Genomic DNA, 7,674 nt, shown 5'->3' with positions numbered 1-7,674 from the left:
CTTTAAGCGATAAACATTGAGGGTTTAAGGGGTTAAATGTTAAGCGTTAAACTTTAAACCTTAAGCTTTAAGCGATAAACGGTGTGGGTTTAAGAGGTTAAAGGTTAAAGGGTTAAATCGTTAAACGTTAAGCGTTAATCCTTAAGCTTTAAGCGATAAACATTGATGTTTAAGAGGTTAAAAGATTAAAGGTTAAAGGGTTAAATCGTTAATTGTTAAACTTTAAACCTTAAACTTTAAGCGATAAACATTGAGGGTTTAAGAGTTTAAAGATTAAAGGGTTAAGTTGTTAAGCGTTAAACTTTAAACTTTAAACCTTAAGCAAAAAACCTTAATCTCAAAATGATCATTCTGCTCTCTGTCCTCTGCCAACTGTGAACTGCTCTCTACCAACTGTCCACTATTAACTTTAAACTATTCACTCTTAACTGCCCTCCGGCCACAGCTTCGCCCTTTCAGTCCCAGTTCCCCGCACCGTAAGGTGAATAATGCGACTTCTAAAAATGTCAGCCTGCGGGAATAAATTCGTAGCTACTTCTGGAAATTGGAACTTATTTCTGACTGAGTAATAAAATTACTCGGTAGTTTGTTAATACCAAACGAATGGGATTTAAAATAAGGAAATTGCTAATTTAAAATTTAGAATTAAGATGGAAGGAGATATCGATTTTACTTATGATCAGCGAATAATGCCCACTGTAATACTGCAAACTGAAAAGATTGCTTCGGATTTGAAAGAGAGCGAATATTGATCGGTTTTAGTAAAATCCTCGCTCCCGACAACTGTACGGGAGACGTAAACTGAAAACTGCCTACTGCCTACTGACCTCCGGCAATTCATAAAACAAAGGCAATCTCAATAAGCAGTTAGAATAGCGGTCGGAATTTGGCAAATGACGCTCGAATTGATCCGGGAAATGCTTTTTGGCGAATTCTGATTTATGTAGACTTTGGTAATGGAACACTGCCAAGATTCCTTTTTCATTTAAGGCAGCAGCGAAATCAGTTCTACTTTCTAGGCTTGAGAAGAGGAGGTAGAAGAGATGGAAGTTTGCTTTAAATTTAAAGTTTAAAGAGGAAGAGTTTAAAGTGGTGAATGGATCAATTACTGCATTCTCAACTTTTAACTTTAAACTTTTAACTATTTCCGCATAACCAGCACTCAATATTTTGATTTTATAGCCTTCCTCCGAGAAAAGTCCATAGTAGTCTTCCCAAATGGCTTTTCTTCTTTCTTGTATCTTGTCTAAGTTCTCCAGCTGCGCCCAGAGGTAGGCGGCGTTTAGTTCGGAGGGCAGGAATGAACTTCCTACATCTACCCAACCGTATTTATTGATTTCTCCCCTAGAGTATGCTGCTCTTTCTGTCCCTTTTTCCCAGAGGATTTCGGCTCTTCTGATCATGGAATGGTCATTGATCATGAGCATCCCTCCTTCTCCGCATTGGATATTTTTGGTTTCATGGAAACTCATCGCTCCCAGATGCCCTATGCTTCCCAGTGCTTTTCCTTTATAAAAAGAATCAATCGCCTGCGCTGCATCCTCAATCACAAAAAGCTTATGCCGATTGGCAATATCCATAATGGTATCCATCTCACAGGCTAAGCCTCCGTAATGCACCACAACAATTGCTTTAGTCCTTGGAGTGATTAGCTCCTCAATAAGACTTTCATCCATATTGGGATGATCTGCCCGGCTATCCACAAAAACGACTTTTGCTCCCCTTAATACAAATGCATTTGCTGTTGAAACAAAAGTAAAACTGGGTATGATAACCTCATCGCCTTGCTTTATATCACATAACAACGCCGCCATTTCCAGGGCATCGGTGCAGGAATTTGTCAGCAGGCATTTTTGGAAACCGTATCGCTCTTCAAAAAAGGATTGACATCTCTGGGTAAATTCTCCGTTTCCGGAAATTTTACCAAGGTTGACGGCTTCCTGTATGTATTTCAGTTCCTTCCCTGCTAAATAAGGCTTGTTAAATGGAATCATTTGGAATTCAGGAGATTAGAAACTGATCAGTTACAAGCTTAAAAATCATCCTAGGCATTATAATAATGAAATATGCTTGTGCTGCTTAGGAGTTGGTAACCTAGTTTGAAGTATAACTTGCAAGCGGCATTATTTGCTGCCTGAGTTGCAATCAAAAGGGATTTTCCTCCATTAATTTGGGCAGTTTCTTCGGCTGCTTGAATCAGCTTTGTACCCAAACCAGTTTTTTTTGACTTTTCTGAAACTGCAAATAAGCCAATGGATGCTTTTTCTTCCTGAATGGAACAGGTAATCATCCCATTCAAATCCGAATCGGTCAGGATAAAATCTTCGTCAAAAGCTTTTTGAATCCAAGTGGAATAGAGCTTTTCAAATTCCAAATGATTCAATCGACGATCAATTTTAAATCTCGAATAAACACCACTTTGAAAGGCCAGGTCTTGAAGTTTGGGATTTAATTTTTCCTGTTGGTACAACTCAATCCCCTTTATGATTTGCTGATTAGCCAGTAGTTCTTTCTCGAAAATCAATTTAGTGTCTACTGCTTTGATTTTTGGGGTTTTTACCTCCAATGGATTTTCGGAAAACAGATAAACCAAATGAAATTCTTTGGCTGAATGAAGGAATTCCGCTTCATTCCAATTATTCGAAATTTCCACCTTGCCAACGGGATAGCCGAAAAGATTGGAGTCAAAAGGGAGGAATGAAATTTTCAAGATAGCTCTTGTAATAGATTTTTTGAAAGATGTAATATGTCCTGAGGCGAGGTAACTTTATTGAAATACTATGGAAATACCGTTGAAATAGTCCCTGCGGGAGAAATATGGAATTAGTATTTCAGTGAAGCGTATTTCAGCCAAAGGCTATATTTCGCGAAGCGTATTACAGCCGGAGGCTATATTTCGCGAAGCATATTTCAGCCGAAGGTAGTATTTCGCGAAGCATATTTCATCGAAGGCTATATTTCGCCGAAGGCCTATTTCAGCCGAGGAACGAGGCTATATCTTTTTCTCAATAATATAAATCGGCCTATTCTTTACTCCTTCAAAGGTTTTTCCGATATATAGCCCCACCATACCTAGGGTTACAAGCAGAAAACCGGTAAGCATCCAAATCGAAATAATCAACGAGGCATAGCCAGCAACGATGATATCTCCATGTAGGTATTTGTAAAGCGTAAATAGAGCAAAAATAAAACCCGTGAGAGCGACAAACATTCCAAGTTTGACTGTCAGGCGAATGGGTTTATCTGAATAAGCCAGCATAATATCTAGAGCCAAATTGAAAAGCTTTTTGAAGTTATAATTGCTACTTCCCTGCTCTCGTTCTGCATGGACTACATCTAGTGTTGTTTGCCGGAAACCTACCCATTTCACCATAGTTGGGAAGTATCGAATGCTTTCGCGCATCCCCACAATCTGATCAATGACTTTTCTATGGTAAATCCCAAAATTACCAATGGTCTCATCCTGATCAGATCCGGTAAACCAGGCGAGGGTTCTGTAGAAGATTCTGGAAGAAAGTCTTTTGAAAAAACCGTCTTGTCTATTTACTCTTCTTGCCAAAACCACATCAAAGCCTTTTTGGGCTTCCTGGTAGAGATTTTGAATTTCCTCTGGCCTATCCTGCAAGTCGCAATCCATTACCACAATCCATTCACCTCTGGCTGCATCCAAGCCTGCAGTGATTGCATAGTGTTGACCGAAATTGCGGGAAAGTTTTATGCCTGAAAGTTCCGGATACTTTTGAGCCAATCTCTCAATTTCAATCCAGGAATTATCCCGACTCGCATCTTCTACTAAGATGATTTCATAGGAGTCAGTGATTCCGTTGACAGCTTTGCGGATTCTATCCACTAGTTCCTGCAGAATCGCTTCGGCTTGGTAAACTGGAGAAATTATGGAGAGGTGCACTTTTTTAATTTAAAATTTAAAATGTAAAAATGTAAAATTGGGAATCAGGATTGACTTCAGCATGCGTAGGGATAAATGACCAAGTAGAGACCGTCGAAATGACTAAAATGCCGGTCATTTCGAAGGAGGCAAACAATAAATGCTTTTCTCTTAATATCTGAGCCGACTGAGAAATCTGGTTAATTGATGAGATTTCTGCTCCTTTGAGATTTCTTCTCCGCCACGGCGGATCGAAATGACCAAGTAGAGACCGTCGGAATGACTAGAAGGCTGGTCATTTCGAAGAAGGCAAACAATAAATGCTTTTTTCTTAATATCTGAGCCGACTGAGAAATCTGGTTAATTAATGAGATTTCTCCTCCCTGCGGTCGTCGAAATGACTGAGTAGAGACCATAGATATGACTAAAACGTCGGTCATTTCGAAGGAGGCAAACAATAAATGCTTTTATCCTAATATTAGAGCCGACTGAGAAATCTCTTAAACCGATTAGATTTCTCCCTGCGGTCGAAATGACTGAGTAGAGATAGCCGACATGACCATAAATATTCTTAATCACCATCAATATTCAAAAACTCCCAAGTTGGATTCTCTTTCTCAATCAAATTATTCTTTTTTTCTCTCCTCCACTTTTTAAGTTCTTTTTCCCTTGTAATGGCCTCCTTAGGAGTTCCATATTCTTCGAAATACACCAAAAAGTGGCATTTGTATTTTGATGTAAAAGAATTAGAGGACCCAAGGCCGGTTTTATGTTCATACAACCTTCTTTGAAGATCATTAGTCACACCTATGTAAAGTGTTGATTTTGTCTTATTTGTTAGAATGTAAACGAACATTAAGTAATGGTTTTTAAAAAAGAGAGATTTTCCAAATTTTTCTTAAACCTTGAGATTTCTCCCTGCGGTCGAAATGACCAGCATTTTAGTCATTTCGAAAGAGGCAAACAATAGTTGCCTTTATCCTAATATTAGAGCCGACTGAGAAATCTGGTTAAGTGATGAGATTTCTCCTCCCTGCGGTCGTCGAAATGACTGAGTAGAGATCGCCGACATGACCAAGTAGAGACCATCAGAATGACTAGAACGCCGGTCATTTCGAATAAGACAAACAATAATTGCTTTTATCCTAATATAAGCGCTGACTGAGAAATCTGGTTAATTGATTAGATTTCTACTCCTTTGAGATTTCTCCCTGCGGTCGAAATGACCAGCATTTTAGTCATTTCGAAAGAGGCAAACAATAGTTGCCTTTATCCTAATATTAGAGCCGACTGAGAAATCTCTTTAACCGATGAGATTTCTTCTCCTTTGAGATTTCTCCCTGCGGTCGAAATGACCAACATACTAGTCTTCGAGATCATGACTGAAATCAACAATTGATATCGCTTTTTAAACTCTAAACTCTTCTCTTTAAACTCTAAACTTTTAAACTTTAAACTTTAAACTCTAAACTTTAAACTCTAAACTTCCTAAGCAACATCCGCAAATATCCTTTCCATCCTTCGGAAATACATCATCCCGAAAATAAAGAGGATAAAAGCGACAATTGTTCCTGGCCAGATCCATTCCCAAGGGATAGGTCTATCTAGGAAAGCTGCTCGAAAACCTTCGATCACTCCTACCATGGGATTTAGGATATAAAATTTTTGGTATTGCTCCGGAACAGCTGTGGTGCTGTATACTACCGGTGCAGCGTAGAGTAAGAGTTGCACCACAAAAGTAAGTGCATGTTTGACATCCCGATATTTCACGGCCATGGCAGAAAGAACCATTCCCATTCCCAGACTACACATCAGGAGTTGGATGATCAAAAGAGGCAAAACCAACAATCCCCAGCCCGGAGTGATCTGAAAATAAATCAGCATTCCTATCACCACCACAAAGGCAATGATAAAATCCAGAAGCTTGGAAAGAATAGATGAAAGCGGCAATACCATTCTCGGAAAATAAACCTTAGTGATCATATTGGCATTTTGGATCAGAGAGTTGGCGGACTCCGTGAGTGTACCCGAGAAGTAATTCCAAGGCCAAAGTGCTAAATATGAGAAAAGCGTATAGGGAATACCGTCCGAATCTACTTTTGCCAGATTTCCAAAAACAACTGTAAATACCAGCGTGGTAAATAGTGGTTGTATGATAGCCCAAGCTACCCCTAAAACAGATTGTGCATAACGGGCTTTGATTCCTCGAAGGGTGAGGAAGTACAATAGATCTTTATATCGCCAAAGCTCCTGAAAATCAACCATTTTCCAGCCTGAACTGGCTTGGATGATTTTCACATTAGGTTTAGTATTCAAGCTGATTTTGTTTTATCTGTTTTTGAAGCATTCTTTTTCTTTACCAAATCTAGCATCTCGAAAAAAGTAATGTCTTTATTTTCCGGAATCCATAGGTTGCCCAAGGCCAAACTGTAATCATAATCATCTATTGGGCTCAGGCCTGAGCCGGGATATTGAGTGATTTCACCAAAAAAAATCCGGGTACCTATTGAGTAGAGATCTACTCGGACAAATTCAAAAGGACTGGCCAGTTTTTCGGCTATTTCCTTCATTTGATCCAGTAGTGGGAAATTTGGAATCTGCTCAAGCTGCAAGGAACCATCCATCATCACTCCATAAATTGGGTTTAAATTTTCATCCGTGAATAAGCGTTTCTGACCTTCGAATCTATCAGAAACAAAAAGGATCATTCTGGCTTTGCCGTGAAAGCAATAAATCTTCACATCCTGAGGGATCTTTCCGTTTTCATCCCGAAGAACTTTCTCACAGATTATTCTTCGAGGAATATCCCGATAAGCCCACTCGTGCATCCCTTGTCCATAACTAGAGGAAAGCCATTTTTGGCAGTTTTCTTTAACTAAATCCGGATCCTCTCCTGGTTTCACGAGCATATTTCCACCCGAGAAATGGTTGGCTTTCATGAAGAACTCAAAATCCCATTCCTGATGGGGAATGTCCAATCCAGTTTTACTCACATGATAGATGGGAATCAAAATCTCATTTGCCGCTTCTTCTCCCAACACTTTTTTGATATAATCCCGAACTTTCAGTTTATCGGAAGTAAGTACGATTAAGGGATTTCGGTCATGAATTTTTTTATGAATTATCCGCTCAGGGAGAGTCTTGGGTGATTCTAAATTCAGGGGATACCCATGAAAAGAGTGAAAGGATTTCCGGAGTTTCGGAAAACCTAAAGCTCTCTGTCTCAAATTGTAGAAGCCATCCCTGATTCGCTGTATCTCAATTGAAATCTTACTCAACGCTACTAGTCAATTAATGATTCTTTACTAATTATCAATTATCTCGAGTGGCTGGGTTGGACTTACCAATTCAAGGATCAATCTTTCAAAATAAGTCAAAGAAAATCTGAATTTTCTATGATATGTTGCCACCAAAAAATATTTGAATGCGATCCTTATCCTTTCCTTTTGGGGAATTACTTGTTTGAGAGGATTGGTATTTCTGCTTAAAACCTGAAGAAAGAGTTCTAATTCACTCATTAAAATCTTATGCCTGTCCTGGTAAGAGGATGTAATGGATTTTGATACTACATAGTATGCATAGCCTACCTTTTTGATTATTTCAAAATCTCTAAATCTGAGTAAAACCCTGAGGTAGAGCTCCCATTCCTGATGCCTGTATAAATTCTCGTTATAGAGGTGTCCTTTTAATTGCATATATTTATAGCTTTTCAAACGCTCAAAATGGATATATTTAAAGGTCAAGGAGTCATAGAGTTCAGTAAAAGCTTCCAAACTGAACTTGACTGC

The 7,674-nt window shown here is 38.9% G+C and carries 7 protein-coding genes; all 7 read right to left on the bottom strand.

The window, feature by feature from the left end; translation table 11 throughout:
- Positions 1-812: 812 nt before the first annotated feature.
- Positions 813-1,994, bottom strand: coding sequence for a dTDP-4-amino-4,6-dideoxygalactose transaminase (gene rffA / locus P8O16_RS18125; RefSeq protein ID WP_300317057.1), 1,182 nt, complete (start codon positions 1,992-1,994; stop codon positions 813-815).
- 50 nt (positions 1,995-2,044) lie between these two features.
- On the bottom strand, positions 2,045-2,710 hold the full coding sequence (locus tag P8O16_RS18120) for a GNAT family N-acetyltransferase (protein ID WP_300317054.1): 666 nt from the start codon (positions 2,708-2,710) through the stop codon (positions 2,045-2,047).
- Positions 2,711-2,992: 282 nt separating this feature from the next.
- Positions 2,993-3,907: a glycosyltransferase family 2 protein gene (locus P8O16_RS18115; RefSeq protein ID WP_300317051.1), complete on the bottom strand. Its 915-nt coding sequence runs from the start codon at positions 3,905-3,907 to the stop codon at positions 2,993-2,995.
- A gap of 550 nt (positions 3,908-4,457) precedes the next feature.
- Positions 4,458-4,742: a GIY-YIG nuclease family protein gene (locus tag P8O16_RS18110; protein ID WP_300317048.1), complete on the bottom strand. Its 285-nt coding sequence runs from the start codon at positions 4,740-4,742 to the stop codon at positions 4,458-4,460.
- A 632-nt stretch (positions 4,743-5,374) separates the two neighbouring features.
- The gene (locus tag P8O16_RS18105; RefSeq protein ID WP_300317060.1) at positions 5,375-6,151 is read right to left on the bottom strand and encodes an ABC transporter permease; all 777 of its coding nucleotides are present in this window, start codon (positions 6,149-6,151) and stop codon (positions 5,375-5,377) included.
- A gap of 47 nt (positions 6,152-6,198) precedes the next feature.
- The gene (locus tag P8O16_RS18100) at positions 6,199-7,164 is read right to left on the bottom strand and encodes an ATP-grasp fold amidoligase family protein (RefSeq protein WP_300317045.1); all 966 of its coding nucleotides are present in this window, start codon (positions 7,162-7,164) and stop codon (positions 6,199-6,201) included.
- A 27-nt stretch (positions 7,165-7,191) separates the two neighbouring features.
- A partial coding sequence (locus P8O16_RS18095; RefSeq protein ID WP_300317043.1) for a hypothetical protein occupies positions 7,192-7,674 on the bottom strand: 483 nt, incomplete at its 5' end.

Source organism: Algoriphagus sp. (assembly GCF_029254265.1).
Lineage (GTDB): Bacteria > Bacteroidota > Bacteroidia > Cytophagales > Cyclobacteriaceae > Algoriphagus.
The sequence above is the reverse complement of the archived record's forward strand: the minus strand, read 5'-3'. Positions and strand labels throughout refer to the sequence as shown.

Coding starts and splice junctions, on each gene's coding strand:
- rffA (WP_300317057.1), bottom strand. CDS start 1,994: ATGATTCCATTTAACAAGCCTTATTTAGCAGGGAAGGAACTGAAATAC.
- P8O16_RS18110 (WP_300317048.1), bottom strand. CDS start 4,742: ATGTTCGTTTACATTCTAACAAATAAGACAAAATCAACACTTTACATA.
- P8O16_RS18105 (WP_300317060.1), bottom strand. CDS start 6,151: ATGGTTGATTTTCAGGAGCTTTGGCGATATAAAGATCTATTGTACTTC.